Origin of the sequence: Streptococcus sp. HMSC062D07, assembly GCF_001814215.1 — a bacterium.
Lineage (GTDB): Bacteria > Bacillota > Bacilli > Lactobacillales > Streptococcaceae > Streptococcus > Streptococcus infantis_I.
In genome coordinates, this window is the sequence record NZ_KV815325.1 from 65,079 (window position 1) to 90,613 (window position 25,535).

At 38.0% G+C, this 25,535-nt stretch carries 30 protein-coding genes, 1 tRNA gene and 1 pseudogene; 25 read left to right on the top strand and 7 right to left on the bottom strand.

From position 1 onward, the window contains the following. Window positions 1-31 precede the first annotated feature (31 nt). A complete protein-coding gene (gene ald / locus HMPREF2957_RS02455) occupies window positions 32-1,144 on the bottom strand; it encodes an alanine dehydrogenase (protein WP_070677202.1) in 1,113 nt (370 codons plus the stop codon). A 176-nt stretch (window positions 1,145-1,320) separates the two neighbouring features. Here ald and HMPREF2957_RS02460 point away from each other — a divergent pair, with 176 nt between their 5' ends. The 13 genes from HMPREF2957_RS02460 (at window position 1,321) to HMPREF2957_RS02515 (ending at window position 13,086) form a co-directional block, all read left to right on the top strand. Then, on the top strand, window positions 1,321-1,890 hold the full coding sequence (locus HMPREF2957_RS02460; protein ID WP_006155692.1) for a GNAT family N-acetyltransferase: 570 nt from the start codon (window positions 1,321-1,323) through the stop codon (window positions 1,888-1,890). 65 nt (window positions 1,891-1,955) lie between these two features. After that, on the top strand, window positions 1,956-2,597 hold the full coding sequence (locus tag HMPREF2957_RS02465) for a helix-hairpin-helix domain-containing protein (protein WP_070677205.1): 642 nt from the start codon (window positions 1,956-1,958) through the stop codon (window positions 2,595-2,597). Continuing rightward, the gene (locus tag HMPREF2957_RS02470) at window positions 2,581-4,791 is read left to right on the top strand and encodes a ComEC/Rec2 family competence protein (RefSeq protein ID WP_070677207.1); all 2,211 of its coding nucleotides are present in this window, start codon (window positions 2,581-2,583) and stop codon (window positions 4,789-4,791) included. Before HMPREF2957_RS02465 ends, HMPREF2957_RS02470 begins: the two co-directional genes overlap by 17 nt. A gap of 123 nt (window positions 4,792-4,914) precedes the next feature. Beyond that, on the top strand, window positions 4,915-6,201 hold the full coding sequence (locus HMPREF2957_RS02475; protein ID WP_070677209.1) for a peptidase U32 family protein: 1,287 nt from the start codon (window positions 4,915-4,917) through the stop codon (window positions 6,199-6,201). Between the two features lie 14 nt (window positions 6,202-6,215). Next, the gene (locus HMPREF2957_RS08870) at window positions 6,216-6,527 is read left to right on the top strand and encodes a CHY zinc finger protein (RefSeq protein ID WP_083312329.1); all 312 of its coding nucleotides are present in this window, start codon (window positions 6,216-6,218) and stop codon (window positions 6,525-6,527) included. A gap of 229 nt (window positions 6,528-6,756) precedes the next feature. After that, window positions 6,757-6,957: a F0F1 ATP synthase subunit C gene (locus HMPREF2957_RS02480; protein WP_001054551.1), complete on the top strand. Its 201-nt coding sequence runs from the start codon at window positions 6,757-6,759 to the stop codon at window positions 6,955-6,957. A 32-nt stretch (window positions 6,958-6,989) separates the two neighbouring features. Beyond that, complete coding sequence (atpB, locus tag HMPREF2957_RS02485; RefSeq protein WP_070677210.1) at window positions 6,990-7,706, top strand: F0F1 ATP synthase subunit A; 717 nt, start codon at window positions 6,990-6,992, stop codon at window positions 7,704-7,706. Between the two features lie 18 nt (window positions 7,707-7,724). Further along, window positions 7,725-8,219 (top strand): F0F1 ATP synthase subunit B, encoded by a 495-nt coding sequence (gene atpF / locus HMPREF2957_RS02490; protein WP_070677212.1) that lies wholly within the window; start codon window positions 7,725-7,727, stop codon window positions 8,217-8,219. Further along, window positions 8,219-8,755 (top strand): F0F1 ATP synthase subunit delta, encoded by a 537-nt coding sequence (locus HMPREF2957_RS02495; protein WP_070677214.1) that lies wholly within the window; start codon window positions 8,219-8,221, stop codon window positions 8,753-8,755. The genes atpF and HMPREF2957_RS02495 overlap by 1 nt, the downstream gene beginning before the upstream one ends. Window positions 8,756-8,769: 14 nt before the next feature. Beyond that, entirely contained in the window at window positions 8,770-10,275 is a 1,506-nt protein-coding gene (gene atpA / locus HMPREF2957_RS02500; protein ID WP_070677216.1) for a F0F1 ATP synthase subunit alpha, read from the top strand. 15 nt (window positions 10,276-10,290) lie between these two features. After that, complete coding sequence (locus HMPREF2957_RS02505; protein ID WP_070677221.1) at window positions 10,291-11,169, top strand: F0F1 ATP synthase subunit gamma; 879 nt, start codon at window positions 10,291-10,293, stop codon at window positions 11,167-11,169. Between the two features lie 80 nt (window positions 11,170-11,249). Beyond that, window positions 11,250-12,656: a F0F1 ATP synthase subunit beta gene (gene atpD, locus HMPREF2957_RS02510; RefSeq protein WP_036757320.1), complete on the top strand. Its 1,407-nt coding sequence runs from the start codon at window positions 11,250-11,252 to the stop codon at window positions 12,654-12,656. 10 nt (window positions 12,657-12,666) lie between these two features. Beyond that, window positions 12,667-13,086 (top strand): F0F1 ATP synthase subunit epsilon, encoded by a 420-nt coding sequence (locus HMPREF2957_RS02515; protein WP_006148659.1) that lies wholly within the window; start codon window positions 12,667-12,669, stop codon window positions 13,084-13,086. 42 nt (window positions 13,087-13,128) lie between these two features. On the opposite strand, the gene HMPREF2957_RS02520 is transcribed toward HMPREF2957_RS02515, so the two are convergent. After that, window positions 13,129-14,142 (bottom strand): lactonase family protein, encoded by a 1,014-nt coding sequence (locus HMPREF2957_RS02520; RefSeq protein WP_070677224.1) that lies wholly within the window; start codon window positions 14,140-14,142, stop codon window positions 13,129-13,131. Between the two features lie 188 nt (window positions 14,143-14,330). Between HMPREF2957_RS02520 and HMPREF2957_RS02525 the strand changes: the two genes are divergently transcribed. From HMPREF2957_RS02525 to HMPREF2957_RS02540, 4 genes are all read left to right on the top strand, one after another. Then, window positions 14,331-15,494, top strand: coding sequence for an AI-2E family transporter (locus HMPREF2957_RS02525; protein WP_070677227.1), 1,164 nt, complete (start codon window positions 14,331-14,333; stop codon window positions 15,492-15,494). Further along, window positions 15,484-16,716 carry a tetratricopeptide repeat protein gene (locus HMPREF2957_RS02530; protein WP_070677231.1) on the top strand — a complete coding sequence of 411 codons (1,233 nt, stop codon included), beginning with the start codon at window positions 15,484-15,486 and terminating at the stop codon, window positions 16,714-16,716. Before HMPREF2957_RS02525 ends, HMPREF2957_RS02530 begins: the two co-directional genes overlap by 11 nt. Window positions 16,717-16,886: 170 nt before the next feature. Further along, window positions 16,887-17,723 (top strand): DegV family protein, encoded by an 837-nt coding sequence (locus HMPREF2957_RS02535; RefSeq protein ID WP_070677234.1) that lies wholly within the window; start codon window positions 16,887-16,889, stop codon window positions 17,721-17,723. Between the two features lie 108 nt (window positions 17,724-17,831). Next, window positions 17,832-18,107, top strand: coding sequence for an HU family DNA-binding protein (locus tag HMPREF2957_RS02540; RefSeq protein WP_004253345.1), 276 nt, complete (start codon window positions 17,832-17,834; stop codon window positions 18,105-18,107). Window positions 18,108-18,321: 214 nt separating this feature from the next. Here HMPREF2957_RS02540 and HMPREF2957_RS02545 read toward each other — a convergent pair whose 3' ends face one another. Together HMPREF2957_RS02545 and HMPREF2957_RS02550 are read right to left on the bottom strand one after the other, a co-directional pair. Further along, entirely contained in the window at window positions 18,322-18,564 is a 243-nt protein-coding gene (locus HMPREF2957_RS02545; RefSeq protein ID WP_004253349.1) for a type B 50S ribosomal protein L31, read from the bottom strand. A 92-nt stretch (window positions 18,565-18,656) separates the two neighbouring features. After that, window positions 18,657-19,595, bottom strand: a complete 939-nt coding sequence (locus HMPREF2957_RS02550) for a DHH family phosphoesterase (RefSeq protein ID WP_070677237.1) — start codon at window positions 19,593-19,595, stop codon at window positions 18,657-18,659. A gap of 103 nt (window positions 19,596-19,698) precedes the next feature. On the opposite strand from HMPREF2957_RS02550, the gene HMPREF2957_RS02555 reads away from it, so the two are divergent. The 6 genes from HMPREF2957_RS02555 to HMPREF2957_RS02580 all read left to right on the top strand — a co-directional run bounded on the left by HMPREF2957_RS02555 (window position 19,699) and on the right by HMPREF2957_RS02580 (window position 21,796). Then, window positions 19,699-20,142 carry a flavodoxin gene (locus tag HMPREF2957_RS02555; protein WP_004253355.1) on the top strand — a complete coding sequence of 148 codons (444 nt, stop codon included), beginning with the start codon at window positions 19,699-19,701 and terminating at the stop codon, window positions 20,140-20,142. A gap of 113 nt (window positions 20,143-20,255) precedes the next feature. Further along, window positions 20,256-20,522: a chorismate mutase gene (locus HMPREF2957_RS02560; RefSeq protein ID WP_006148651.1), complete on the top strand. Its 267-nt coding sequence runs from the start codon at window positions 20,256-20,258 to the stop codon at window positions 20,520-20,522. Continuing rightward, window positions 20,519-20,893, top strand: coding sequence for a fluoride efflux transporter CrcB (gene crcB / locus HMPREF2957_RS02565; protein ID WP_070677240.1), 375 nt, complete (start codon window positions 20,519-20,521; stop codon window positions 20,891-20,893). Before HMPREF2957_RS02560 ends, crcB (HMPREF2957_RS02565) begins: the two co-directional genes overlap by 4 nt. Further along, the gene (crcB, locus tag HMPREF2957_RS02570) at window positions 20,887-21,216 is read left to right on the top strand and encodes a fluoride efflux transporter CrcB (RefSeq protein WP_070677243.1); all 330 of its coding nucleotides are present in this window, start codon (window positions 20,887-20,889) and stop codon (window positions 21,214-21,216) included. The genes crcB (HMPREF2957_RS02565) and crcB (HMPREF2957_RS02570) overlap by 7 nt, the downstream gene beginning before the upstream one ends. Before the next feature lie 118 nt (window positions 21,217-21,334). Beyond that, complete coding sequence (gene rplS / locus HMPREF2957_RS02575) at window positions 21,335-21,682, top strand: 50S ribosomal protein L19 (RefSeq protein ID WP_001068670.1); 348 nt, start codon at window positions 21,335-21,337, stop codon at window positions 21,680-21,682. Window positions 21,683-21,724: 42 nt separating this feature from the next. Beyond that, window positions 21,725-21,796: transfer RNA gene (locus HMPREF2957_RS02580), tRNA-Arg, on the top strand. Between the two features lie 259 nt (window positions 21,797-22,055). On the opposite strand, the gene HMPREF2957_RS02585 is transcribed toward HMPREF2957_RS02580, so the two are convergent. Beyond that, complete coding sequence (locus tag HMPREF2957_RS02585) at window positions 22,056-22,358, bottom strand: YciI family protein (protein ID WP_070677244.1); 303 nt, start codon at window positions 22,356-22,358, stop codon at window positions 22,056-22,058. A gap of 87 nt (window positions 22,359-22,445) precedes the next feature. Here HMPREF2957_RS02585 and HMPREF2957_RS02590 point away from each other — a divergent pair, with 87 nt between their 5' ends. Further along, complete coding sequence (locus HMPREF2957_RS02590; protein WP_080982707.1) at window positions 22,446-22,763, top strand: winged helix-turn-helix transcriptional regulator; 318 nt, start codon at window positions 22,446-22,448, stop codon at window positions 22,761-22,763. Window positions 22,764-22,890: 127 nt separating this feature from the next. After that, window positions 22,891-23,019: pseudogene (locus HMPREF2957_RS09100) on the top strand (ABC transporter ATP-binding protein); the annotation flags it as partial. A 274-nt stretch (window positions 23,020-23,293) separates the two neighbouring features. Here the strand turns inward: HMPREF2957_RS09100 and HMPREF2957_RS02595 are convergent. Both HMPREF2957_RS02595 and HMPREF2957_RS02600 read right to left on the bottom strand, forming a co-directional pair. Then, window positions 23,294-24,664 (bottom strand): sensor histidine kinase, encoded by a 1,371-nt coding sequence (locus HMPREF2957_RS02595; protein ID WP_060955831.1) that lies wholly within the window; start codon window positions 24,662-24,664, stop codon window positions 23,294-23,296. Continuing rightward, the gene (locus HMPREF2957_RS02600; protein ID WP_070677247.1) at window positions 24,661-25,359 is read right to left on the bottom strand and encodes a response regulator transcription factor; all 699 of its coding nucleotides are present in this window, start codon (window positions 25,357-25,359) and stop codon (window positions 24,661-24,663) included. Before HMPREF2957_RS02600 ends, HMPREF2957_RS02595 begins: the two co-directional genes overlap by 4 nt. Window positions 25,360-25,535 lie beyond the last annotated feature (176 nt).

The window sequence follows — 25,535 nt, forward strand, 5'->3', positions numbered from 1 at the left end:
TTTTTTTTTTTTTTTTTTTTTGAATTTCTTATTAGACAAGTTCACTGATAGGTGTGAAGTCACGTTCTAAACCTTCAGCAACTGGTTGACTTGTGAGTTGACCTTGATAAGTTGTTACACCTTCAAGCAAACCAGCATCTTCAAAGATTGCTTTCTTAAATCCTTTTCCTGCCAAGGCTTCGATATAAGGAAGGGTCACATTTGTAAGGGCGATAGTAGAAGTACGAGCAACTGCTCCAGGAATGTTAGCAACCGCATAGTGAAGGACACCGTGTTTCTCATAGACAGGCTCATCATGGGTTGTTACACGGTCAGCTGTTGCAATAACACCACCTTGGTCTACAGCAACGTCTACGATGACAGAACCAGGACGCATTTGTTGAACCATGTCATCTGTCACTAATTTTGGAGCTTTGGCACCAGGAATCAATACTGCACCGATAACAACGTCTGCCTCACGCACACTTGCTTCGATATTAAATGGGTTAGACATGAGTGTTTGGATTTGGTGACCAAAGACATCTTCAAGTTTAGAGAGACGTTTAGCGCTGATATCAAGAATAGTTACCTGAGCTCCTAAACCAAGAGCGATACGTGCTGCGTGTGTACCAACGACACCACCACCGATAATGGTTACTTTTCCTTTTGGTACACCTGGGACACCACCTAAAAGAACTCCAGAACCACCAGCTTGTTTCGTTAAGAAGTGAGCTCCGATTTGGACAGCCATACGACCTGCAACCTCACTCATTGGAACCAATAGAGGAAGTTGACCTTCAGTATTGCGTACAGTTTCATAAGCAACACCAGTTGTTTTCGCTGCAAGCATAGCATCCGCTAATTCTGGGGCTGCTGCCATGTGCAAGTAGGTGAAGAGAAGTAAATCGTCACGCAAGAACTGGTACTCACTAGCAAGGGGTTCCTTGACTTTAACAACTAACTCTGCAGCCCAGGCTTCAGCAGCAGTTGCGACAATCTCAGCACCTTGCTTTTCATAGTCAGAATCAGCAAAACCAGATCCAAGTCCCGCATTTGTTTCGATGAGGACACGGTGACCACGACCAACAAGACTCTGTACACCAGCAGGTGTCAAAGCAACACGATTTTCATTATTTTTAATTTCCTTTGGAATTCCAATTAACATAGAGATTAGCTCCTTATTTAACATCTAGGTTCTTATACGAAATCATCACAGGAAGAACCCAGTCTTTTCTTGTGATGTTTTTATTTTATATGAAACCGCTATAAATTGCAAGAAAAACTTGTAAACCTATTTCTTTTATGTTATTCTTTTACCAACTTATTTTAGGAGGTACAATCATGGAATTATTATTTATCAAACTAGCGAAGCATCAAATTATCGAAACAGAACGCTTAGTACTTAGACCAGTAACACTTGATGATGCAGAAGCCATGTTTGAATATGCTTCAGACAAGGAAAATACACGCTACACTTTTCCAACCAATCAAAGTCTGGAGGAAACCAAGAATAATATTGCCCAGTTTTATTTAGCCAATCCATTGGGCCGATGGGGAATTGAACTAAAAAGTACTGGAGAGTTTATCGGAACTATTGACCTGCACAAGTTGGATACTGTTCTTAAGAAGGCAACCATTGGTTATATTATCAATCAAAAATATTGGAATCAAGGTTTGACAACTGAAGCCAATCGAGCTGTAATTGAACTAGCTTTTGAAAAGATAGGAATGAATAAGTTAGATGCCTTTCATGATAAGGATAATCCCGCATCAGGAAAGGTCATGGAGAAATCAGGAATGCGTTTCTCTCACGAAGAACCATATGCTAGAATGGATAAAAATGAACCTGGAAGATTCGTAACAGATGTCCATTATGTCTTGACCAAAGAAGAATATTTTGCAAATAAGTAAGCAGTTGAAAAGTTTTTTCGGCTGTTTTTTCTTTGCCTTACGAATAAGATAAGAGAGGAGAAATTATGGAAGAACTTATTGAAAAAATCAAAGAATATAAAATCATTGTTATCTGTGCTATTTTGGGTTTAGTCTTGGGTGGATTTTTTCTCATAAAGCCAGTCGTTCAAACACCGGCTAAGGAAAGCAATTTGCAAACAGAAGTTACAACTGTTTCAAAGGATTCGACGGAGGAAAAGGAAGATAAAAATCAGAAGGAAGAAGTGGTGGAGCAAGATCTGATTACTGTTGATGTAAAAGGAGCGGTCAAATTACCTGGAATCTATGATTTGCCAGTTGGAAGTCGTATCAACGATGCTGTCCAAAAAGCGGGTGGATTAACAGATAATGCAGACAGTAAGTCTATCAATCTTGCCCAGAGAATTAGTGATGAAGCACTAGTTTATGTTCCGACTAAGGAAGAAGCTACCAGTCAAGAGGCGCATTCAAATGCTTCCAACACCAAAGAAAATAAGAAAGTCAATCTTAATAAAGCCAGTTTAGAGGAGCTGAAACAAGTCAAGGGGTTGGGAGCCAAACGTGCTCAGGATATCATCGACCATCGTGAGTCCAACGGTAAGTTTAAGTCAGTTGATGAGCTCAAAAAGGTTTCTGGTATTGGTGCAAAAACGATAGAAAAGTTAAAAGAGTATGTCACAGTGGATTAGTCGATTTCCCATCCCCAAAATCTATCTCAGTTTTCTCCTGCTTTGGCTCTACTATGCTATCTTTTCAGCAAGCTTTTTAGCACTTTTGGGCTTTGTCTTTTTACTGCTCTGCCTCTTTTTTCAATTTCCATGGAAGACTGTGGTCAAGGTTCTCTTTGTTTGTGGACTATTTGGTAGCTGGTTTATATTTCAAAAATGGCAACAAGAAGAAGCGAGTCAACATCTTGTTGACTCAGTTAATACGGTACGAATCTTGCCTGATACTATCAAGGTCAATGGAGATAGTTTATCCTTTCGTGGGAAGGCTGATGGCAGACTCTTTCAGGTCTATTATAAATTTCAGTCAGAGGCTGAAAAGGAAAGGCTTAAAGAGTTATCTGAACTGCATGAGATAGTAGTAAAAGGAAAGCTAGCTATTCCTCAGGGAGCAAATAATTTTGCTGGATTTGATTATCGAAACTATCTCAAAACGCAGGGGATTTATCAGACCTTAACTATATCGGAAATTGTCGAATTAAAGAAAGCATCCAGCTGGGATATAGGAGAAAATCTATCTAGCCTACGGAGAAAAGCAGTTGTCTGGATAAAAAGGAATTTTCCTGACCCCATGCGTAATTATATGACAGGTCTTTTATTAGGGCACTTGGACACCAACTTTGAGGAAATGAATGAACTCTATTCCAGTCTAGGGATTATTCACCTTTTTGCTTTGTCAGGGATGCAGGTTGGTTTCTTCATGAATGCTTTTAAAAAGTCACTCTTACGATTGGGTTTGACGCAAGAGAAGTTCAAATGGCTTGCCTATCCCTTTTCTTTGGTCTATGCAGGTTTGACAGGGTTCTCAGCTTCTGTTATTCGTAGTCTCTTACAAAAACTTTTGGCTCAACATGGGTTCAAGGGGCTGGATAACTTTGCTTTGACAGTCCTTGTCTTGTTCATCCTGATGCCGAATTTCTTCCTAACTGCTGGTGGAGTACTCTCCTGTGCCTATGCCTTTATCCTGACCATGACTGGTGAAGAAGTAGGAGGAATAAAAGGTCTAGTTAGAGAAAGTTTCATTATTTCCTTAGGAATTCTGCCAATTTTATCATTCTATTTTTCTGAATTTCAACCTTGGTCCATACTCTTAACCTTTGTCTTTTCTTTTTTATTTGATATGGTCTTGCTACCACTTTTATCAATACTCTTCTGTCTGTCATGGATATATCCTATTACCCAGTTTAACTTTCTCTTTGAATGGCTAGAGAACATCATACGCTATGTTTCTCAGCTATCTACTAGACCCTTTGTTTTTGGTCAACCGAATCTCTGGGTTTTGGTATGTCTATTAGTCTCTTTGGCGCTGATTTATGATTATCGTAAAAATTTGAAGAAGGCACCTTTGCTTATCCTATTTATCGTTTCCCTTTTCTTAGTAACCAAACATCCACTGGAAAATGAAATCACAGTTCTAGACATGGAGCAGGGACGTAGCATTTTCCTAAGAGACATGACAGGAAAGACAATATTACTGGATGTCGGTGAAAAGTTAGCAGTTGAGAAAAAAGAAGCTTGGCAGGAGAAAGTCACCTCGAGTGTTGCCAAACGGAGTTTAATTCCCTATCTGAAAAGTCGAGGAGTGGCAAAGATTGATCAGCTTGTTTTAACGGATAGTGAACCTAAGCAGCTAGATCATCTACTAGAAATTAGTAAAGCCTTCAATCTTGGAGAGATTCTAGTAACTGAAGAAACTCTTTCTAAAAGAGAATCTATGGATAAATTAAAGGAAAGTAACTTGAAAGTGCGTCCTATTAAAACAGGAGAGCAGTTATTTATTTTTGGGAGTAGTTTAGAAGTAATCGGAAATCAAAACAGTGATAGTAAAGCATCAATAACAATGTATGGAAAGCTACTAAACCAAACCTTTCTAGTTACTGGAGATATAGAGGATAAGTTCTTAACCAAGTCTTATCCAAAACTCCAAGCAGATATTGTGATAACTCATCAGCAAGCATCAAATAAAAAGACAGATGTAGAAATCCTCAAAACCTTACAACCTAAAGCCACTATCATTTCGGTAGACAAGAAGAAAAAATTCAAAGAAAAAAATGAGGAAAGTAACCAAGAACTTGGGAATTCGATTTATAAAACGGACCAAAAGGGTGCCATTCGTTTTAAAGGGTGGAGTAGTTGGAAAATAGAAACAGTTCTCTGAACTCATGAACGAGAATAACATTAAAATTGTCTAAACAATCAATCAAAACTTGATTTTAGAACCTTTTTGCTATAAAATGGTAAAGATTAGTGTCAAACTTTTATATTGCAAATAGGAGAAAACATGACAAAAACTTTGAAACGTCCTGAGGTTTTATCACCTGCAGGAACACTAGAAAAACTAAAAGTAGCTGTTCAATACGGTGCAGATGCTGTCTTTATCGGTGGTCAGGCCTATGGTCTACGTAGCCGTGCTGGTAACTTTACTTTCGAACAAATGGAAGAAGGAGTTCAGTTTGCGGCTAAGTATGGCGCTAAGGTATATGTGGCTGCCAATATGGTTATGCACGAAGGAAACGAAGAAGGGGCCGGCGAATGGTTCCGTAAATTGCGTGATATTGGGATTGCAGCAGTTATCGTATCAGATCCAGCCTTGATTATGATTGCAGCAACAGAAGCACCAGGACTTGAAATCCACCTTTCAACACAAGCAAGTGCGACTAACTACGAAACCCTAGAATTCTGGAAAGAACTTGGATTGACTCGTGTCGTTTTGGCGCGTGAGGTTTCTATGGAAGAATTGGCAGATATTCGCAAACGTACAGATGTTGAGATTGAAGCCTTCGTACATGGAGCTATGTGTATCTCATACTCTGGTCGTTGTACCCTTTCTAACCACATGAGTATGCGTGACGCCAACCGTGGTGGATGTTCACAATCTTGCCGTTGGAAATATGACCTTTACGATATGCCGTTCGGTAAGGAACGTAAGAGTCTCAAGGGAGAAATTCCTGAAGAATTCTCTATGTCTGCGGTTGATATGTCTATGATTGACCATATCCCAGATATGATTGAAAATGGTGTGGACAGTCTTAAGATTGAGGGCCGTATGAAGTCTATCCACTATGTTTCAACAGTAACAAACTGCTACAAGGCTGCTGTTGATGCCTATCTTGAGAGTCCTGAAAAGTTTGAAGCTATTAAGCAAGACTTGATTGATGAAATGTGGAAGGTTGCCCAACGTGAATTGGCTACAGGTTTCTACTATGGGACACCATCTGAAAATGAACAACTGTTCGGTGCTCGTCGTAAGATTCCAGAATACAAGTTTGTTGCTGAAGTAGTAGCTTATGATGCTGCAACTCAAACAGCAACTATTCGTCAACGTAACGTTATCAACGAAGGCGACCAAGTTGAGTTCTACGGTCCAGGTTTCCGTCATTTTGAGACATATATTGAAGACCTTCACGATGCTAAAGGAAATAAAATCGATCGCGCCCCAAATCCAATGGAACTTTTGACTATCAAGGTTCCTCAACCAGTAGAAGCTGGTGACATGGTACGTGCCCTGAAAGAAGGTCTCATCAATCTTTACAAAGAAGATGGAACAAGCGTCACAGTTCGTGCCTAGATAAGGAAAAATTAATGGTTCAAGCTCAGGGCTTACTAGTAGATCGTGAAAGCAGATGTGTTCATTACCATAGCGATAAGGATATCGTAGCCTTACAGTGTTATGAGTGTCAGAAATACTTTGCCTGTTATCAGTGTCATAATGAACTTGAGTCGCACATATTTTCTCCCTATCCTTTAAATCTGAAAGAGGATAGACCTATCTTATGTGGATCCTGTGGGAAAACACTAACGTATGAGGAATATACAGAGACGGGCACATGTCCATTTTGTAATGCTGCATTTAATCCAGCTTGTCAAAATCATCACTCAATCTATTTTAGATAAGAACTGACAAATCCGAGTTGTAAAACTCGGTTTTTTGTTTTCGGAAAACAAGGAAAGGTAGTGAAAGTGGTATGAAAAGACAATAAAATTTTCTATATAATTGTCTTGAAAATCGTAAAATTAGAAATAAATGATTTGAAACGCTTTCATTACTAGTAAAAAGTTGACAAAAGCAAATTTTAGGACTAAACTAGGAAGGTAAATTTAATTTAAAAAAGGAGAATTCATCATGAATTTAACATTTTTCGGACTTTGTCTTGCCTGTATGGGTGTATCTCTTGCAGAAGGATTTTTGATGAACGGTTTGTTCAAATCTGCAGCACGCCAACCAGATATCATTCCTCAATTGCGTAGTTTGATGATTATGGGGATTGCCTTTATCGAAGGAACATTCTTTGTAACCCTAGCGATGTCATTTGTCATTAAATAGACAACTCTATTTAGAAATGGAGGTGTCAAACCATGGAAGAAAGTTTGAATCCAACCGTTAATATTGGACCAATATCCTTTGATTTGACCCTGCTTGCCATGTCTCTTGTAACTGTTTTGATGGTTTTTGCCTTTGTCTACTGGGCAAGTCGAAAAATGACCATCCGTCCAAAGGGCAAACAAAATGCTCTTGAGATGATTTATGACTTTGTGATTAGTTTTGTAAAACCAAACATTGGAGATTCATACATCAAGGACTATTCCTTGTTCCTATTTTCTCTATTCTTGTTTATCTTGGTTGCCAATAATATTGGCTTAATGGCAAAAGTACAAACAACAAACGGTTATAACTTGTGGACTTCTCCAACAGCCAACCTTGGATACGATTTATCCCTCTCATTATTGATCACTTTGATCGCTCATGTAGAAGGAGTTCGTCGTAGAGGCGTTAAAGAATATTTGAGAGCATTTGTTACACCTGGCTTTATGACTCCGATGAACATTTTAGAAGAGTTCACCAATTTTGCCTCCTTGGCGATTCGGATATACGGAAATATTTTTGCCGGTGAGGTTTTAGCAGGATTGCTATTGGCCTTGTCACAACATGCCTTGTATTGGTATCCTTTTGCCTTTATTGCAAACATGTTATGGACAGCATTTTCGATTTTCATTTCATGTATTCAAGCTTATGTATTTACCATGTTGTCATCTATGTACATTGGTAAAAAAATAAATGAAGGGGAAGAGTAGGTAGAGGAGGATTAGAAGATGGATTTAACTATTAGTACCATTATTGGTGACTTTATTCTGATCGCTGGTTCCTTCCTTTTATTGATCTTTTTAGTGAAGAAATATGCTTGGGGAAATATTACCAGTGTCTTAGATGAACGCGCTGAAAAGATTTCTTCAGATATTGATGGTGCCGAAGAAGCCCGTAAAAAGGCAGAGGAGCTTGCTAGCAAACGCGAAGCTGAGTTATCAGGTAGCCGTACCGAAGCTAAAACGATTATCGAGAATGCAAAGGAAACAGCTGAGAAAAGTAAAGCTGATATTTTGGCCGAAGCTAAACTTGAAGCAGGGCGCTTAAAAGAAAAAGCCAACCAAGAAATTGCTCAAAATAAAGCTGAAGCTTTACAAAGTGTTAAGGGAGATGTGGCAGACTTGACAATCAGTCTAGCTGGAAAAATTATCTCTCAAAACCTTGACGGTCAGGCCCATAAAGAACTCATTGATCAGTATATCGATCAGCTAGGAGAAGCTTAATGGACAAAAAGACTCTAAAGGTAATTGAAAAATACAGCATGCCTTTTGTCCAATTGGTGATTGAAAGAGGAGAAGAAGACTCTATTTTTTCAGACTTGTCTCAAATCAAGCAAGTAGCTGAAGAAACAGGCTTACCTTCTTTTTTAGCTCAGGTGGCAGTAGATGAGTCGGATAAAGAAAAAACGGTTCGTTTTTTCCAGGACTCTGTGTCACCTTTAGTGCAAAACTTTATCGAGGTTCTACTTTACAATCACAGATCAAACCTGTTTTATGATGTGATTGTAGATTGCTTGAATCGTCTTGAAAAAGAAACCAATCGTTTTGAAGTGACTATTTTGTCTGCACATCCCTTGACTGACGAACAGAAAGAACGACTAATTCCTCTCATCGAGAAAAAGATGTCTCTAAAAGTTCGTAGTATTAAGGAAAAAATTGACGATAGTTTAATCGGTGGTTTTGTTATTTTTGCCAATTACAAGACAATTGATGTGAGTATTAAACAACAACTTAAAGTTGTTAAGGAAAATTTGAAATAGAAAGTGGTGTTCTTTTGGCAATTAACGCACAAGAAATCAGCGCTTTAATTAAGCAACAAATTGAAAATTTCAAACCCAATTTTGATGTGACTGAAACAGGTGTTGTAACATATATCGGTGACGGGATTGCGCGTGCTCATGGGCTTGAAAATGCCATGAGTGGTGAGCTGTTGATTTTTGGAAATGGCTCTTATGGTATGGCGCAAAACTTGGAATCAACAGATGTCGGTATTATCATCCTTGGGGACTTTACAGATATCCGTGAAGGCGATACAATTCGTCGTACAGGGAAAATCATGGAAGTTCCAGTTGGTGATAGCTTGATTGGACGTGTTGTCGATCCCCTTGGTCGTCCTGTAGACGGTTTGGGTCCAATCAACACAGATAAGACTCGTCCAGTTGAAGCACCAGCTCCTGGTGTCATGCAACGTAAGTCTGTCTCAGAACCATTGCAAACAGGTTTGAAAGCTATTGACGCCCTTGTTCCAATCGGTCGTGGCCAACGTGAATTGATCATCGGTGACCGTCAAACAGGGAAGACAACTATCGCTATTGACGCTATCTTGAACCAAAAAGGTCAAGATATGATTTGTATCTATGTTGCGATTGGACAAAAAGAATCAACAGTTCGTACACAAGTAGAAACACTTCGTCAGTACGGTGCCTTGGATTACACAATCGTTGTGACAGCCTCAGCTTCACAACCTTCTCCATTGCTTTTCCTTGCTCCTTATGCAGGGGTCGCTATGGCAGAAGAGTTCATGTACCAAGGGAAGCATGTGTTAATCGTTTATGATGACCTATCTAAACAAGCGGTAGCTTATCGTGAACTTTCTCTCTTGCTCCGTCGTCCACCAGGTCGTGAGGCCTTCCCAGGGGATGTCTTCTACCTTCACAGCCGTCTACTTGAGCGTTCTGCTAAAGTTTCAGATGAGCTTGGTGGTGGATCTATCACGGCTCTTCCATTTATCGAGACCCAAGCAGGAGATATCTCAGCTTATATCGCGACAAACGTAATCTCTATTACGGATGGACAAATCTTCTTAAGCGATAGTCTCTTTAATGCTGGTATTCGTCCAGCTATTGATGCGGGTTCTTCTGTATCTCGTGTTGGTGGTTCTGCTCAGATTAAAGCCATGAAGAAGGTTGCTGGTACTCTTCGTATCGACCTTGCTTCATACCGAGAGTTGGAAGCCTTCACTAAATTTGGTTCAGACTTGGATGCAGCTACACAGGCTAAATTGAACCGTGGTCGTCGTACTGTAGAAGTATTGAAACAACCTGTTCATAAACCACTACCTGTTGAGAAACAAGTAACCATCCTGTATGCCTTGACTCATGGATTCTTGGATACTGTATCAGTAGATGATATTGTTCGTTTTGAGGAAGAATTCCATGCCTTCTTTGATGCGCAACATCCAGAGATTTTGGAAACTATTCGTGAAACAAAAGACTTGCCAGATGAAGCAGTCTTGGATGCTGCGATTACCGAGTTTCTCAACCAATCCAGCTTCCAATAAGAATAGAGGTGTCAGATGGCAGTATCTCTAAATGATATTAAAACAAAAATCGCCTCAACGAAAAATACTAGTCAAATTACTAACGCCATGCAGATGGTTTCTGCAGCTAAGTTAGGTCGTTCTGAAGAAGCTGCACGCAACTTCCAGATTTATGCTCAAAAAGTCCGTAAACTCCTTACAGATATCCTTCATGGAGATGGTGCTGGCGGATCAACGAATCCAATGTTGATTAGTCGCCCTGTCAAAAAAACAGGCTATATCGTCATTACATCTGACCGTGGTCTCGTTGGAGGATATAACTCTTCAATCTTGAAGGCAGTTATGGAACTGCAGCAAGAATACCATCCTTCAGGTGATGATTTTGAAGTCATCTGTATCGGTGGTATGGGAGCAGACTTCTTTAAAGCTCGTGGTATTCAGCCAATTTATGAATTGCGTGGTCTAGCCAGTCAACCAAGCTTCGATGAAGTTCATAAGATTATTTCAAAAACCATTGAAATGTATCAAAATGAACTTTTCGATGAGCTCTATGTTTGCTACAACCACCACGTGAATACACTGACAAGTCAAATGCGTGTGGAGCAGATGCTTCCAATTGTCGACTTGGACCCAAATGAAGCAGATGATAACTATAGCTTGACATTTGAGCTTGAAACAAGTCGAGAAGAAATCTTGGAACAACTATTGCCACAGTTTGCAGAAAGTATGATTTACGGTGCTATAATTGATGCTAAGACAGCTGAAAATGCGGCAGGGATGACGGCTATGCAAACAGCTACAGATAATGCTAAAAAAGTTATCAATGATTTGACTATCCAGTATAACCGTGCCAGACAGGCGGCGATTACACAAGAAATTACAGAAATCGTAGCAGGAGCTAGTGCTTTGGAATAAAGTATCTTGCTCAGAGAAATGAACTTAGGACCTAGTCATACTAGGAACCGATAGTATCTTATACAGAATAGGAGAAGTAGATGAGTTCAGGTAAAATTGCTCAGGTTATCGGTCCCGTTGTAGACGTCATGTTTGCAGCAGGTGAGAAACTACCAGAGATTAATAATGCACTTGTCGTCTACAAAAATGACGAAAGAAAAACAAAAATCGTCCTTGAAGTAGCCTTGGAGTTGGGAGATGGTATGATTCGTACCATCGCTATGGAATCAACTGATGGCTTGACCCGCGGTTTGGAAGTATTGGACACAGGTCGTCCAATCTCAGTACCAGTTGGGAAAGAAACTCTAGGACGTGTCTTCAACGTTTTGGGAGATACCATTGACTTGGAAGCTCCTTTTGGTGAAGATGCAGAGCGTCAGCCAATTCATAAAAAAGCACCAACTTTTGATGAATTGTCTACCTCTTCAGAAATTTTAGAAACAGGGATCAAGGTTATCGACCTTCTCGCCCCTTACCTTAAAGGTGGTAAGGTCGGACTCTTCGGTGGTGCCGGAGTTGGTAAGACCGTATTGATCCAAGAATTGATTCACAATATCGCCCAAGAACACGGTGGGATCTCAGTATTTACTGGTGTTGGTGAACGTACTCGTGAAGGGAACGACCTCTACTGGGAAATGAAAGAATCAGGCGTTATCGAAAAAACAGCCATGGTATTTGGTCAGATGAATGAGCCACCAGGAGCACGTATGCGTGTTGCTCTTACTGGTTTGACAATCGCTGAATACTTCCGTGATGTAGAAGGTCAAGATGTTCTTCTCTTCATTGACAACATTTTCCGTTTCACGCAAGCAGGTTCAGAAGTATCTGCCCTTTTGGGTCGTATGCCATCAGCCGTTGGTTACCAACCAACACTCGCAACAGAAATGGGTCAATTGCAAGAACGTATCACGTCAACTAAGAAGGGTTCTGTAACCTCTATCCAGGCCATCTACGTGCCTGCGGATGACTATACTGACCCAGCGCCAGCAACAGCTTTTGCTCACTTGGACTCAACAACTAACTTGGAACGTAAATTGGTTCAATTGGGTATCTACCCTGCCGTTGACCCTCTTGCTTCAAGCTCACGTGCCTTGGCACCTGAAATTGTTGGAGAAGAGCACTATGCAGTAGCTGCTGAAGTGAAACGTGTTCTTCAACGTTACCATGAGTTGCAAGATATTATTGCCATCCTTGGTATGGATGAACTTTCTGACGAAGAAAAGACTTTGGTTGCTCGTGCACGTCGTATTCAGTTCTTCTTGTCACAAAACTTCAACGTTGCGGAACAATTTACAGGTCAACCAGGTTCTTATGTTCCAGTAGCTGAAACTGTTCGTGGCTTCAAGGAAATTCTTGACGGTAAATACGATCATTTGCCAGAAGATGCCTTCCGTGGAGTAGGTTCAATCGAAGATGTTATTGCTAAGGCTGAAAAAATGGGATTTTAAGAGGTGATCTATGGCACATTTAACTGTCCAGATCGTGACACCAGATGGCCTCGTCTATGATCACCATGCCAGCTTTGTATCGGTACGAACTCTGGATGGTGAGATGGGGATCTTGCCACGACATGAAAATATGATTGCGGTTCTAGCAGTTGATGAAGTAAAGGTTAAACGCATCGATGATGATACTCATGTGAACTGGATTGCAGTAAACGGAGGAATCATTGAGATTGCTAATAATGTCATTACCATTATTGCTGACTCAGCTGAACGTGCGCGCGATATTGATGTTAGTCGTGCAGAACGTGCTAAACTTCGTGCAGAACGCGAAATCGAAGAAGCACAAGACAAACACTTAATCGACCAAGAGCGCCGTGCTAAAATTGCATTGCAACGTGCTATTAACCGTATCAATGTCGGAAATAAATTATAAAATAAAAAATGAACTTGTTAAATCAAGTTCATTTTTTATGCCCTATTTATTGAAACTGATGCAGACTGCTTCAGGAACCTGAAATTCATTAGAGAGTTCTGCCAGTCTACCAGTTTCAGGATTGCGCTTAAAGACTGTCGCGTTATCAGAATCCTGGTGAACAGCGATAAGGAATTCTTGGTCAGGTGACAAATCAAAATCACGTGGATTTTTCCCATTGGTTGGAACAATCTCTAATAATTCCAAGCTTCCATCTGCTAAAATGCTATAAACAGCGATAGAATCATGACCTCGGTTAGAAGCGTAGAGGAATTTGCCATCTTTAGAAAGACGAATAGCCGCAGTACCATTAAAACCACTATAGTCATCTGGTAAGGTTGAAATGACCTGCATTTGTTCAAATTCTCCAACACCATCGTAAATCAATACTTCAATCGTACTATTGAGTTCACAGATGAGATAAGCAATCTTGTAGTGATGGTGGAAAACAAGGTGACGAGCACCAGCGCCGGGATTACAATTATAAGATGCTAGTTTCATCAACTTTCCTTCTAGATCGACATCATAGGTAATGACCTCGTCAGTACCTAAGTCACAAGTTACTAAATATTGGTCTGGTGTTAAATCGGTGTAGTGTACGTGGGGAGAAGCTTGGTTTTCATGTGGACCATGGCCAGTGTGTTGAACTTTGTCTGCCAATTCAAGACAGCCATCTTCTTTACGTTTATAGACTAGAACTTGACCTTTATGATAGTTGGCGCCATAAACTAGACTCCGTTTCTCATCAACTGCAACATAGCAGTGAGGAGCACCTTCTTCAACGACGTGATTCAGGAGGACACCATCAGTTTTGTATGCTGCGATTCCACCTTTGCCATCATGGCTTCCGACAGTATAGAGATGCTGATGCTGATCAAAGGCTAGGTAGGTTGGACTTGGTTCTGCTGCAAAGAGTTCTAGATTTGAGAGTTTGCCAGTCTCAGTATCAAAATCAGCCTTGTAAATCCCTTGAGAAATACGTCGTGTATAGGTTCCAAAATATACTATTTCTTTCATATTCATACCTCTAGAAAAAGATAATTCAATTATAACATAAAAAGACCTGCTAGATGAAAAATCTAAGTCAGAAAAAATAGCTCTTCCCTTGTCAAGAAGACAAATTTATCCCTTGCTAAAAGACTATAAAAAAAACTTATTTTTCTTAAAACATGGTATAATGTTAGGACAAAGGAAAGGAAGAAAAAATGGAACAAAAAGAGAAACACTTTACCTTATCTTGGTTTTTTAAATGGTTTTTAGACAATAAAGCGATCACTGTTTTCTTAGTGACCTTGTTATTAGGTCTCAATATTTTTATTCTCAGTAAAATTAGCTTTTTATTTTTCCCAGTTATAGACTTTTTATCAGTAGTGATGTTGCCGGTTATCTTATCGGGTCTACTTTTTTACCTCTTAAATCCACTAGTAGATCTGATGGAGAAGTACAAGATTAACCGTGTCTTAGCCATCAGTATTATCTTTATCATTATTGCCATTCTCTTGATTATTGGACTAGCCGTTGCAATTCCAAACCTTCAACGTCAAGTAGTCGTTTTTGCGCAAAATGTCCCAAGTTATCTCGAGGATGCTGACAGAGTTATTGATGATCTTGTTACCAAGCGTTTGCCGGATGACTTTAGACCACAATTGGAGCAAGTTTTAGCTAATTTTTCAACACAAGCAACTGCTTGGGCAAGTAATATTTCTTCTAAGGCTGTTAACTGGGTGAGTGCTCTTATCAGTGGAACGTCACAGGTCATTGTCGCTCTGATCATCATGCCATTTATGCTCTTTTATCTCCTTAGAGATGGAAAAGGACTTAGAGACTATATTACTCAATTCTTACCAAATAAATTGAGAGAACCAGTTGGTAAGGTTCTTTCAGAAGTCAATCAACAACTTTCCAATTATGTTCGAGGGCAAATTACAGTGGCTGTAATCGTCGCCATCATGTTTATTATCTTATTCAAGATTATAGGACTTCGTTATGCTGTTACTTTAGGTATTACAGCCGGTTTTCTCAATTTAGTTCCTTATCTAGGTAGTTTTCTTGCAATGATTCCAGCCCTTATTTTGGGTTTGATTGCTGGTCCTGTTATGCTCTTAAAAGTTATTATCGTTTTCATTGTAGAGCAAACTATAGAGGGACGTTTTGTTTCTCCACTGATTTTGGGTAGCCAATTGAATATTCACCCAATTACCATTCTTTTTGTACTGTTGACTTCAGGATCCATGTTTGGTATTTGGGGTGTATTGCTAGGTATTCCAATCTATGCTTCCGCAAAAGTAGTCATCTCAGCAATTTTTGATTGGTATAAAGGAGTTAGTGGACTTTATGAACCAGTAGAGGAGACTGAAGGTGAACAATAGTCAACAAATGCTCGAGGCCTTGGAGCAACAAGATTTATCAAGAGCTGATTCTTTTTTCCAAAATGCCCTAGAGGAAGATTCAGATGAAGTTCTTCTTGAACTTGCTGCATATCTCGAAGGGATTGGTTTCTATCCACAGGCAGCACAGATCTATGAGAAATTAGCGCCGAAATTTCCAGAAGTCTACATCAATCTAGCTGCAATAGCTGGTGAGGATGGACTTATCGAAGAAGCTTTTGATTATTTAGAGAAGATTGGTCCAGAAAGTGAATGGTACGTATCAGCTCTCGCCTTAAAAGCAGATTTATATCAGATGGAAGGATTGACAGATGTTGCGCGTGAGAAGCTCTTAGAAGCTCGTAGCTACTCTGATGACCCTCTCCTGATATTTGGACTAGCTGAGCTAGATAGTGAGTTAGGAAACGATTTAGAAGCCATTAAAGGCTATGCTCAATTAGATAATCGAGTTATCTACGATCAAACTGGAATTTCGACCTATCAGAGAATTGGTCTTGCTTATGCACGTTTAGGTAAGTTTGAATCTGCAATAGAATTTTTAAAAAAAGCCTTAGAATTAGAATATGATGACCAAACAGCCTTTGAGCTTGCAAGTCTTTATTTTGACCAAGAAGACTACCAGAAAGCCGTACTATACTTTAAACAACTAGACACTATTTCTCCAGATTTTGAGGGTTATGAGTATGGCTATAGTCAAGCACTGCATAAGGAGCATCAGACAGAAGAGGCTCTTAAAATAGCTCAACAAGACTTGTCAAAAAATCCTTTTGAAACTCGGCTCTTACTCCTTGCATCTCAGCTATCTTATGAGTTGCATCAACCTGAGCAAGCAGAAGCTTATCTGATTCAAGCACAAGAAAATGCTGATGACCAGGAAGAAATTTTGCTACGCTTAGCTACCATCTACCAAGAACAAGAAAGATACGAAGACATTCTAGCTTTAGCAGTCTATGAACCTGAGAACCTCTTGACTAAATGGATGATTGCTCGAAGCTATCAAGAGACTGAAGAATTAGATGCAGCATATGATCTCTATAAGGAACTTGCTACTGAACTCAAGGACAATCCAGAGTTTTTGGAACAGTTTATTTATTTGTTAAGAGAACTCGGTAAGCTAGAAGAAGCAAAAGACTACATTCAATCCTATCTACAATTAGTACCCGATGATTTACAAATGCAAGATTTGTATGATTATTTATCTTAAATACAAAAGATAATCACCAAGCAAAGGTGATTTTCTTTTTTTATTAAAAAGAAGTATAAATTGCTTTAAATTTAGATGGATTGAGTATGAACTTTTAGCATTTTTTTGATATAATTGTTATAGTTATAAGTTGAATAATCAACAATAGTAAAAATAGAAAGATTAGCAAAATGACAAAAGTAAAAATTGTAACAGATTCTTCGGTTACTATTGAACCGGAAGTGGTTAAAGAATTTGATATTACTGTTGTTCCACTATCTGTAATGATTGATAGCGTCCTTTATTCAGATGTAGATCTTGAAGAAGGAGAATTTCTTTGCTTGATGCAAGCTAGTAAAAATCTTCCTAAGACTAGTCAACCACCAGTGGGACTCTTTGCAGAAATTTTTGATGATTTGGGTAAGGATGGTAGTCAGATTCTAGCTATTCACATGTCCCATGCTTTATCAGGAACTGTTGAAGCGGCTCGTCAAGGAGCAAGTTTGTCAACAGCAGATGTCACTGTTTTGGATAGTTCATTTACAGATCAGGCCTTGAAGTTCCAAGTTGTGGAAGCTGCTAAACTAGCTCAAGAAGGAAAAGACCTTGAAACTATTCTAACCCATGTAGAGGACGTAAAAAATCACACTGAACTCTACATCGGTGTTTCAACTTTAGAAAATCTTGTAAAAGGTGGTCGAATTGGCCGTGTTACTGGTTTGCTGAGCTCTTTACTTAATATTCGAGTAGTTATGCAAATGAAAGACCATGAGCTTCAACCGATTGTCAAAGGACGTGGTTCAAAAACCTTTAAGAAATGGTTGGATGAGTTAGTAGCCACTCTTTCAAATCGTTCAGTAGCTGAGATTGGTATTTCTTATGCAGGTACAAATGAATTTGCAAACGAGATGAAAGCTGTTCTACAACCTTACGTTGAAAAACCGATTTCAGTCCTAGAAACAGGCTCAATTATCCAAACTCACACCGGAGAAAACGCCTGGGCGATCTTAATTCGCTATAATTCCTAAAAAAATGAAGAAAAATTGAGATAAAAGGTGTTTTTGACTTGACCTAAAAGGAATTTTAGGTTATGATTATAAGTGTTAATTAGAAATAATTTTGGAGGATTCATTAACATGGCAAACAAACAAGATTTGATCGCTAAAGTAGCAGAAGCTACAGAATTGACTAAGAAAGATTCAGCAGCAGCAGTTGACGCTGTATTCGCAGCTGTAACTGAATTCCTTTCAGCTGGTGAAAAAGTTCAATTGATCGGTTTTGGTAACTTCGAAGTTCGTAAACGTGCAGCTCGTAAAGGTCGCAACCCACAAACTGGTAAAGAAATCAAAATCAAAGCTTCTAAAGTTCCAGCATTCAAAGCTGGTAAAGCTCTTAAAGAAGCAGTTAAATAATGATTTTATAAAAAACCTATTAATCATGCGTCAAGCTTGGTTAGTAGGTTTTTTTTTGTTTTATAGAGGACTCGTTACGAAAGTAGAAGTAGAAATAAGAATTGGGACTATTATAAGCTATAAAAAAATTAAAGCTTGAAAAAATAAATGAAACAAAAAAACAACTCCGAATCGAAGTTGTTTTCGTTTAACCGTATACAAGTGATACGGTTGATTATTTGAGACCGTATTTTTTGTTGAAACGATCCACGCGTCCATCTGCTTGAGTGAACTTTTGACGTCCAGTGTAGAATGGGTGTGAGTCTGATGAAATTTCCACACGGATCAATGGGTAAGTTTCGCCTTCGAACTCAACTGTTTCGCTAGAGCGTTTTGTTGAACCGCTAAGGAATTTGTAACCAGTAGTTGTGTCCATGAAGACAACTGGGCGATATTCTGGATGGATATCTTTTTTCATTTTGCAATATTTCCTTTCTGCCATGGTCTCTTTGCGAGCCATAGATTGTTACTATACTAGTCTATCAGATTCTGAAAAGTTTGGCAAGCTTTTTATCTATTTTTCAGCAAGTTTTTTAATTTTTGGTAGATGAGCTTATTCTCTTCTAAACTATAGGAATTAGCTCCACTAGCAAGAGGATGGCCACCGCCATCATGTTCTTTTGCAACTTCATTGATTGGGACAAATTTACTGCGAAGACGTACGCGGTAGTGACCATCTGCTTGCTCCACAAAGATTCCCCAAAGGCTAACAGTATCAATACGGCCTGGAGCGCCAACGATGGCTGCTGTTTCCGCATCAGTAACGTCGTATTTCTTCAAGATTTCTTGGGTGAGAATAACACGTGCAGCACCATTTTCATCAACTTCTAAGTGGTCATAAACATAACCCTGGAGTTTGGCAATCTTAAAGCTCATAGTATCCATTTTACGAGTTAATTCAGCGTAGTCAAAGTTATGTTCTCTGAGTTGACTTGCGATACGAAGCGTACGTGCAGAAGTAGAAGGGTAGAGAAAACGGCCGGTATCACCAATAATTCCGGCGCAGAGCATTTTTGCAGCGTAGTCAGATAATTCTAAGTTAGTTGCTTCAGCAAAGAGAGCAATCATCTCACTCGCACTACTAGAGTTCGTGTCTACCCAAACAAGATCACCGTAGACTTCATCATTTGGATGGTGGTCAATTTTGATAATAGTCTCAGCATTAAGATAACGTTTATCATCAATACGTGCTGTGTTTGCTGTATCACAGATAATGGCAAGTGCACCTTGATAGTCTGTGTCCTCTACCTGATCCATTTTAGCAAGCCAAGTTAAGGTTGGTTCATTAAAACCAACTACTTTTATCGTTTTTTCTGGAAAATGATGCTCAAGCAAGGCTTTTAAACCTACCTGGCTCCCCAGAGCGTCAGGATCTGGTTTCATATGACGGTGGATGATAATAGTATTGTATGCTTTGATTTTTTCTAAAATTTGGTGACAAATTTCCATAATGAACCTCAATTCTTTCTCATTTCATTTTAGCACAAGAGTTTTTATTTTTAAAATGAAAAAGATGTGATATAATGGAGAAAGATTAATTGAGGAGGACCTTATGGCATTAGCAAAAATTGTATTTGCCAGTATGACCGGTAATACTGAAGAAATCGCTGATATTGTAGCAGATAAATTAAGAGAATGTGGTTTAGAAGTGGATGTTGATGAGTGTACAACCGTTGACGCTTCTGACTTTTTAGAAGCAGACATCGCCATTGTCGCAACCTATACCTACGGAGATGGAGAATTACCAGATGAGATGATGGACTTCTACGAAGATCTAGCAGACCTCAACTTGAGCGGTAAAATCTATGGTGTAGTCGGATCAGGTGATACTTTCTACGATGAATTCTGTAAAGCTGTTGATGACTTCGACCGAGTATTTATCGCTACTGGAGCTGAAAAGGGTTCAGAGTGCGTTAAAGTTGACCTTTCTGCCGAGGAAGAAGATATTGAACGCTTGGAGCAATTCGCAGAAGAATTAGCTGCTAAAGTAGGATAAGCATGAAGTGCACTGATGAAAGTTGTCAGTGCAGTTTTTATTAAACAGGATTAGGACTTTACTAGCCTATTTAGTGCTTTTTGGTACAATAGTTCAATTAAAAAGGAGACTCTATGGATTTAGATAATATTCGACAAGAAATCGATAAAATCGATGATCAAATCGTTCAACTTTTAGAAGAGAGGATGCATTTAGTTGAAGGAGTAGTTGCCTATAAAAAAGCTTCAGGAAAACCTATTCTAGATACTAAAAGAGAAGAAGTTATCTTTGAAAAAGTCAAAAGTCGTGTAGGCAATAAAAAATACGAAGATACAATTGTTGAGACTTTTTCAGATATTCTCAAACGTTCACGTGATTATCAGGATAAAACGATCAAATGAAAAAAGAAAAATTTTACCCTCTAGGAATCTTTCTAGCTGGTATGCTGGGAGGAATTGTGCGTTTTCAGATTTCGAGATGGTTGCCATCTAGTCCAGACTTCCCTTGGGGAACACTAGTAGTCAACTATTTAGGAATTTTTTGCCTTGTCTACCTTGTAAAAGGTTATCTGGTTTATAAGGGAAGTAGTAAAGGCACTATTCTAGCGCTTGGAACAGGATTCTGTGGAGGCTTAACGACATTTTCTAGTCTACTATTAGATGCAGTGAAATTGCTGGACACAGGGCGCTATCTGAGCTTAGTCATCTATTTACTTTTGAGTATCGGTGGTGGACTTCTATTTGCTTATTGTCTAGGGAGGAAGAAATGGTAGTATTTTATCTAGCACTTGCTTGTGGATTGGGTGCTCTTGTTCGTTATTTCTTTTCCCGTTATAATCAGGGTTCAGTACTGCCTCTAGGAACTCTCATAGCCAATATTCTTGGCTGTTTTCTGATTGGCTTATTTTATAATCATGTGGAATCAAAAGAAGTCTATCTTATCCTTGCGACAGGTTTTTGTGGTGGCTTGACCACATTTTCAACCTTGAATGATGAACTCCAAAGACTGATCAATGACAAGAAGGCATTTTATAGTTATTTATTATTAACCTACTTGCTTGGTTTTCTTGCAATTTTTTTGGGAATTTTGCTTTAAATTTCTTTACTTTTTCTAGGAATTTTGATAAACTGTATCTTGTGTGTAATGGACGCACAAAAATACAGTTTATCCGCTGAGGAAGTTTCCTCAAGATTGACAAAGATAGGAGAATAAAATGAATCCATTAATCCAAAGCTTGACTGAAGGTCAACTTCGTACAGATATCCCTTCATTCCGTCCTGGTGACACTGTTCGTGTACACGCGAAAGTTGTCGAAGGAAACCGTGAACGTGTTCAGATCTTTGAAGGTGTTGTTATTGCACGTAAAGGTGCTGGCATCTCAGAAAACTACACAGTTCGTAAAATCTCTAACGGTGTAGGTGTTGAACGTATCTTCCCAATCCACACTCCACGTGTTGAAAAGATCGAAGTTGTTCGTTACGGTAAAGTACGTCGTGCGAAATTGTACTACTTGCGTGCTCTTCAAGGTAAGGCAGCTCGTATCAAAGAAATCCGTCGTTAATTCGACCAAAAAACTCTGCTCATTCGGCAGAGTTTTTCTCTAGCTCCCTTAGTTCAATGGATATAACAACTCCCTCCTAAGGAGTAGTTGCAGGTTCGATTCCTGCAGGGGGCATTTTTAGTAATGTAAAGAAAGACAAAGAAAATTCAAAATGTTTAATTGAAGGCAATTATCACCAGTTCATTTTTAAAAATAATTTAGTATTTTTAATTTTTTTGACCAAATCATGACCAAATTTTGACCAAAAATTATATTTTGTTAACGGCTAGAGAATAAAATGGATCATGAAAATGTCTTTGATTTATAGTAGTGTTAAAAAAGGACTTCCTTTATTGGAATGTCCTTATTTTTATTATGGAATTGACAAATGAGGTTAAGGTTCAGATGGATTGTTCAGGATGGTTTTCAATTCAGGACAATATTTACTTACCTCAAATTCAATAATCTCATATTGAGCAATCTCATTTTGATAGAATGGATCGTGTGTAATGATTTCTTGAACGGCTTCTTTATTTTTAGCTCTCATGAGAATGATACCGCCGGTTCTTGGATTTTTTCTTCCAGATGCGATAAAAAGACCTTTTGTATAATACTGATTTAAAAAATCTATGTGTTTTTCTAAGTGTTTTTCAACTTCATCAAGGGACTTTATATAGGTAAGATTTACAATAAACATAAGTTACTCCTTTAAAATAAATGATAAAAAGATTATAATACTTTATAAACAAGTTGTATAGTAGGCACATTTTTGTAAGGAGAAAAAATGTTAACAAATAAAAATTGGAACTGCAGTATGTCTCAAGTCTTAGATGTAGTTGGTGGGAAATGGAGGATGAATATATTATGGGTTATAAACAAGCATAAGAAAATTCGTTTCAATCAATTGAGAAGAGAAGTTGAAGGGATTACAACTATCAGTTTGACACGTGGATTAGATGTTTTAATAGAGAACCAATTGGTTGAGAAATATGATTATGAGTCTTTGCCTCTTCATACAGAATATGAGTTGACAGAAAAAGGTAAATCACTGATGCCGATTTTAAAGGACTTGAATCAATGGGGAAAAGAATGGTTGCATTAAATTTTCTTCTTCTTTTTATCACTTTCATCTTGCCACTTAGGTTCTCATTTTGACCGCTTATCCCAAAAGGCCGTTTTTAAACGGCTTTTTTGCTAGACTGATACTGTCAAAAAAGAGAGAGAACAAGATATTACAAGCTAAAAACATCAGTAAACGGTATGGAAATCATCTAGTGGTTGAACATATTCACCTACAGTTTGAAAAGGGAACGTTTAATGCGATTCTAGGACCAAATGGGGCGGGGAAATTAACGACTGAGAAATAAGATTATTGACTCACTATTTATGGAAGTAGTTATTTAAGAGAGAAAGATGAGTTACCAAAAATTTACTAAAATTTGAAAAATGAGTCTATTTTGCAAGATTCAAAAGTCTTAAAACCCTATTAAATCAAGGTTATAAGATTTAAAAAATTTATTCATAGAACTCAAAATCTTGCCTTACTTGTTTTGGCGGGTCGGACAGGGTATAAGTGGAAGATAAGATGAATAAAATGGAGAAGACTCTAATGGTTCTTCTCCATTTTTTTATCTAATTGGTAATGTTGAAAATCGGAAGTGAAATGATACTTTCAAAGAATTCATTTTGGACACTAGCAAACGAAATAGAGCCCTGATGCAAATCAACAATTTGTTTTGAAATTTTTAGACCAATGCCAGTCGTTCTAATTTTAGAAATATCAATATTTTTAAAAGATAATTCATTAAGTTCAGCAATTTTTTCTGGTGAAGCTCCCTGTCCATTATCTTTGATTTCGACAATTACATTTGTATCTTTTTTGTATAAGTGGATTCTTATTGTGCAACCCTTTTCGTTATGTAAAACAGAGTTGTAGATGATATTATGGATAACTCTTGTGATTAAAAACTGCTCAATCATGATAGATTGATTAACAAGTGAATAATCGTAATCAAATTCAAATTCAAATTCATTCCAGATTTCTTGATTTAAAATATGGATGAGAATGTCTTTGAAGAAGGGGATAATTTTTGTTTCAGTCTGATTTAATTGAAGATGACCGGATGAAAGGCGAGCTACTATATTTAAGTCATTTAAAACATTTTGGATGTAATAGGATTCCGTCAATATTGGACGAATATGTTTTTTAAACTGTGTATCTAGTTCAGAATCATTTAACAAGGACGCGTTAGAAATGATGACAGAAAGAGGTGTTTTGATATCGTGTGCAATACCTGAAATCCATTGCTCTTTAAAGACTTCATTCTCTTTGAGTAGAGTATCGGTTTGATTAATTGCAGTTGTAAGATATTCTAGTTCTGATATAGAATTTATTGGATTTTTTAAACCATATGGGAGATTCTGAATAGCAGTTACAAGAGGCACAATTTTACGATTGATATGCGTCACGCCATAGTAGTAAAGAAAAGCGAAATAAAGGCAGTTGAAAAGCAATACTCCAAATGCTATTAGTGGAAACAGGCGGAGACTATCTATATCTAAGTAATTAAAACTATAACGAGCAATTTTATCTTTTGGAAAACCAACAACAATGATGTATCCACCTTTTATCTGACTAAAAACAGGATAATCTGAAAGATAATAGCGAGAAAACTGTAAAATGTCCCCGTAGTCAAATTGCGAAGGAACTTCTGTAGGTTTATACTGTTCGTACACTTGTTTTCCAGTCTGCTTATCCAATACCATGAGCCATAACTTTTGTTCTTTTAGACTAGAAATATCATTTTCAGGTATGTGGACGTTATTATTTGTGATGGTAATGTGTTCAGAAATTATTTTCACAGTCTCAGTAGCAGTTTGCTTTTTACTAATGTAGAAAACAAAACTGGCAATTAGAATAATATTGGTAATAAAGATAATGATGGAAGAAAAGATAAATTTCTTTAGTGAATACCTTAAAATTTTGGTTTGATTCATAATCATGATAACAATTTATATCCTAGCCCTTTAGCTGTCTTTAAATATTGAGGTTTTGAAGGATTTTCTTCTATTTTTTCTCGAATTTTCCGAATATGTACAGTCAAAGAGTTTTCATAACCAAAGCTATCCACTCCCCAAATCGTATCACAGAGAGATTCGGTTGAAACGATGTAATTTTTATTATCGTAAAGTTTTTTCAAAATCTGAATTTCAATTGGCGTAATAGAAATTTCTGCTCCATTTTTTTGTACTGTTGCATTCCGAAAACTCACCAAAGTCTGTCCAATCTGTATTGTTTCCTGTTCTGATTTATAACTTCTACGGAGCAGAGCCATAATACGATAGATAAGATTTTTTGGAATGAAGGGTTTCATGATATAATCATCACCACCAGCATTGAAACCAGCTATCTCATCTTCAGGATTATTTTTGGCAGTCAGAAAGAGGATAGGAGTATCGCCTTTTTTTCGGATATGTTTTGCTAATGTGTAGCCATCCCCATCGGGTAGCATAATGTCCAAAAGGAAAAGGTCGAACTGCTCTGTTTCAATCATGTCCAAACTAGATTCTATATCATAGGCTGATGTTAGATTGGAAAATCCGTATGCAGTGAGAATATCTCTTATGGAAGAGTTTAAAATTTTATCGTCATCAATGATAAGGATGTGCTTATTCAGGAGCTGTTGTTCGAAATTCATAATCTTACCTCGCTTATCTATATTATACCATTTAAAAGAGTGAAAAAAGCAAGATACTTTAATCTTAATGTAAAATTAAGGTTAGCTTAGTTTAAAATTAATCTAGCATGTCTATAATAAAGACATAACCTATATAGAGATACTTCGCAAATAAATTTTAATCAGTGAGGTATTTC

What these genes read in the sequence shown, in the direction of transcription:
- ald (WP_070677202.1), bottom strand. Translation starts at nt 1,144, where the DNA reads ATGTTAATTGGAATTCCAAAGGAAATTAAAAATAATGAAAATCGTGTT.
- HMPREF2957_RS02460 (WP_006155692.1), top strand. Translation starts at nt 1,321, where the DNA reads ATGGAATTATTATTTATCAAACTAGCGAAGCATCAAATTATCGAAACA.
- HMPREF2957_RS02465 (WP_070677205.1), top strand. Translation starts at nt 1,956, where the DNA reads ATGGAAGAACTTATTGAAAAAATCAAAGAATATAAAATCATTGTTATC.
- HMPREF2957_RS02470 (WP_070677207.1), top strand. Translation starts at nt 2,581, where the DNA reads ATGTCACAGTGGATTAGTCGATTTCCCATCCCCAAAATCTATCTCAGT.
- HMPREF2957_RS02475 (WP_070677209.1), top strand. Translation starts at nt 4,915, where the DNA reads ATGACAAAAACTTTGAAACGTCCTGAGGTTTTATCACCTGCAGGAACA.
- HMPREF2957_RS08870 (WP_083312329.1), top strand. Translation starts at nt 6,216, where the DNA reads ATGGTTCAAGCTCAGGGCTTACTAGTAGATCGTGAAAGCAGATGTGTT.
- HMPREF2957_RS02480 (WP_001054551.1), top strand. Translation starts at nt 6,757, where the DNA reads ATGAATTTAACATTTTTCGGACTTTGTCTTGCCTGTATGGGTGTATCT.
- atpB (WP_070677210.1), top strand. Translation starts at nt 6,990, where the DNA reads ATGGAAGAAAGTTTGAATCCAACCGTTAATATTGGACCAATATCCTTT.
- atpF (WP_070677212.1), top strand. Translation starts at nt 7,725, where the DNA reads ATGGATTTAACTATTAGTACCATTATTGGTGACTTTATTCTGATCGCT.
- HMPREF2957_RS02495 (WP_070677214.1), top strand. Translation starts at nt 8,219, where the DNA reads ATGGACAAAAAGACTCTAAAGGTAATTGAAAAATACAGCATGCCTTTT.
- HMPREF2957_RS02505 (WP_070677221.1), top strand. Translation starts at nt 10,291, where the DNA reads ATGGCAGTATCTCTAAATGATATTAAAACAAAAATCGCCTCAACGAAA.
- atpD (WP_036757320.1), top strand. Translation starts at nt 11,250, where the DNA reads ATGAGTTCAGGTAAAATTGCTCAGGTTATCGGTCCCGTTGTAGACGTC.
- HMPREF2957_RS02515 (WP_006148659.1), top strand. Translation starts at nt 12,667, where the DNA reads ATGGCACATTTAACTGTCCAGATCGTGACACCAGATGGCCTCGTCTAT.
- HMPREF2957_RS02520 (WP_070677224.1), bottom strand. Translation starts at nt 14,142, where the DNA reads ATGAAAGAAATAGTATATTTTGGAACCTATACACGACGTATTTCTCAA.
- HMPREF2957_RS02525 (WP_070677227.1), top strand. Translation starts at nt 14,331, where the DNA reads ATGGAACAAAAAGAGAAACACTTTACCTTATCTTGGTTTTTTAAATGG.
- HMPREF2957_RS02535 (WP_070677234.1), top strand. Translation starts at nt 16,887, where the DNA reads ATGACAAAAGTAAAAATTGTAACAGATTCTTCGGTTACTATTGAACCG.
- HMPREF2957_RS02540 (WP_004253345.1), top strand. Translation starts at nt 17,832, where the DNA reads ATGGCAAACAAACAAGATTTGATCGCTAAAGTAGCAGAAGCTACAGAA.
- HMPREF2957_RS02545 (WP_004253349.1), bottom strand. Translation starts at nt 18,564, where the DNA reads ATGAAAAAAGATATCCATCCAGAATATCGCCCAGTTGTCTTCATGGAC.
- HMPREF2957_RS02550 (WP_070677237.1), bottom strand. Translation starts at nt 19,595, where the DNA reads ATGGAAATTTGTCACCAAATTTTAGAAAAAATCAAAGCATACAATACT.
- HMPREF2957_RS02555 (WP_004253355.1), top strand. Translation starts at nt 19,699, where the DNA reads ATGGCATTAGCAAAAATTGTATTTGCCAGTATGACCGGTAATACTGAA.
- HMPREF2957_RS02560 (WP_006148651.1), top strand. Translation starts at nt 20,256, where the DNA reads ATGGATTTAGATAATATTCGACAAGAAATCGATAAAATCGATGATCAA.
- crcB (WP_070677240.1), top strand. Translation starts at nt 20,519, where the DNA reads ATGAAAAAAGAAAAATTTTACCCTCTAGGAATCTTTCTAGCTGGTATG.
- crcB (WP_070677243.1), top strand. Translation starts at nt 20,887, where the DNA reads ATGGTAGTATTTTATCTAGCACTTGCTTGTGGATTGGGTGCTCTTGTT.
- rplS (WP_001068670.1), top strand. Translation starts at nt 21,335, where the DNA reads ATGAATCCATTAATCCAAAGCTTGACTGAAGGTCAACTTCGTACAGAT.
- HMPREF2957_RS02585 (WP_070677244.1), bottom strand. Translation starts at nt 22,358, where the DNA reads ATGTTTATTGTAAATCTTACCTATATAAAGTCCCTTGATGAAGTTGAA.
- HMPREF2957_RS02590 (WP_080982707.1), top strand. Translation starts at nt 22,446, where the DNA reads ATGTTAACAAATAAAAATTGGAACTGCAGTATGTCTCAAGTCTTAGAT.
- HMPREF2957_RS02595 (WP_060955831.1), bottom strand. Translation starts at nt 24,664, where the DNA reads ATGATTATGAATCAAACCAAAATTTTAAGGTATTCACTAAAGAAATTT.
- HMPREF2957_RS02600 (WP_070677247.1), bottom strand. Translation starts at nt 25,359, where the DNA reads ATGAATTTCGAACAACAGCTCCTGAATAAGCACATCCTTATCATTGAT.